The sequence below is a fragment of the Acidobacteriota bacterium genome, assembly GCA_003225175.1.
In the GTDB taxonomy this organism is placed as follows: domain Bacteria; phylum Acidobacteriota; class Terriglobia; order Terriglobales; family Acidobacteriaceae; genus Gp1-AA112.
The window spans coordinates 1-1330 of the sequence record QIBA01000193.1 but is presented as its reverse complement, the minus strand read 5'-3'; the positions used below and the strand labels follow the sequence as shown (position 1 = coordinate 1330).

Genomic DNA, 1330 nt, shown 5'->3' with positions numbered 1-1330 from the left:
TGCCCAAAAGCGGCGAACCCGAGAATGCGATCGCTCTGCGCATCGATGATGATCTTCCTGAACCCTCGAGTCTCTCCGGAAAGATGCGCAAACGTTTCATTCGGCTTACAATTGGTAATCGAGTGAAAATGGAAATATCACCGTACGACACCGCCCAAGCGCGAATCGTTTATCGACTCTGAGATGCCGACAAGATTCTTTTTTGATCCACCGCGACGGGCGAAAGCAAAGACTGGTCTCAACATCAAAAGCTTGCTCGTCCGCTGTCCGTCCACATCAAAACTCACCGATACCGGAAGGACGATACAGGAGACGCGCTGGCAAGCCGCGACATTGAAGACACAAAAGTTCACTTGTGCGCACTGCGGCAGCGTTCATACCTGGACCAAGAAAGATGTTGTTCTTGGCCGCCCGACATCAACGGGCCGATAACCAGGAGTTTTTCGGGAAAAATAAGAAAGTCCGGCCAAAGAAGGACGTGACATCTGCGGGATTTTGTCATTAACTGGAGCGCCATCGTTAATCGCCGTTCGGCGAGAGCAGGAGAACAATTATGAAGCCGAAGAAGTTGAAGAAGAGAATCCAGCAACTCGAGAAATCTCTACGAGAAGGCTCGGAGAAACTGGCCAGGTTAAGACGCAAACTGCAGCAGGCAAAGTCGGCAAAAGCGTTGAAACCTGCCAGAAAATCGGCCGCCCGCGCCACTGCGTCAGCCGGAAACGCGTCTGAGGAGCCAACAACGGCCGCGCAGAAACCGAGCAGTGCTAAGAAACCCAAGAGAAAACTGAATCTTTCACCGGAACGTCGTGCGCAACTTTCTGCCGCGATGAAAGCCAGGTGGGCTGCGAAGCGAGCCGCAGAGAGGAATAGAACAAGCTCGACGGATCAAAATTCTCCAACGCCGCCACCACAGCCGCCGGAAAACAGAGCCGACGGCGCCTAAGCATAGTTGCCGCGATCAGCATCGGTAGCAGAGCGACGAAGAATTGTCGGATCGTATTCATAGAGGCCCGGTGGAGATACGCCTTTCTAGTTGAGTCTCTTGTCGGAACACGAAACACGTGCACAGATTCACTGCTGCTTTTCCTCACAAAGTTTTTGGAAAACCGGATCCGCGCGCAAGGGGTCCCAGATTGGATCGAGCCTCAAGAGTGCGGACGTGATGGGCGTTGGACTGTAAAGCCAGCCACCATACGGCGTTTGTAACAAGCGCGTGAGCGTTGCGATCGCACGGGTATTCTCACCCGTTATCATTTCAACTAGCGCCAGGTTCTCTTCGAAAGCAGGTCCAGACAGCCGATCTTTGTTGCTCGGCGAAAGCGTAATTGCG

General features: G+C 53.2%; 4 protein-coding genes. 1 reads left to right on the top strand and 3 read right to left on the bottom strand.

The window, feature by feature from the left end; genetic code table 11:
• Positions 1-83 precede the first annotated feature (83 nt).
• Entirely contained in the window at positions 84-182 is a 99-nt protein-coding gene (locus DMG62_24445) for a hypothetical protein (protein PYY19594.1), read from the top strand.
• 337 nt (positions 183-519) lie between these two features.
• On the opposite strand, the gene DMG62_24440 is transcribed toward DMG62_24445, so the two are convergent.
• The 3 genes from DMG62_24440 to DMG62_24430 all read right to left on the bottom strand — a co-directional run.
• Positions 520-777, bottom strand: coding sequence for a hypothetical protein (locus tag DMG62_24440; protein ID PYY19593.1), 258 nt, complete (start codon positions 775-777; stop codon positions 520-522).
• Positions 765-1004 (bottom strand): hypothetical protein, encoded by a 240-nt coding sequence (locus tag DMG62_24435; GenBank protein ID PYY19592.1) that lies wholly within the window; start codon positions 1002-1004, stop codon positions 765-767. The genes DMG62_24440 and DMG62_24435 overlap by 13 nt, the downstream gene beginning before the upstream one ends.
• 67 nt (positions 1005-1071) lie before the next feature.
• Positions 1072-1330: hypothetical protein (locus DMG62_24430; GenBank protein PYY19591.1), on the bottom strand; the 259-nt coding region annotated here is incomplete at its 5' end.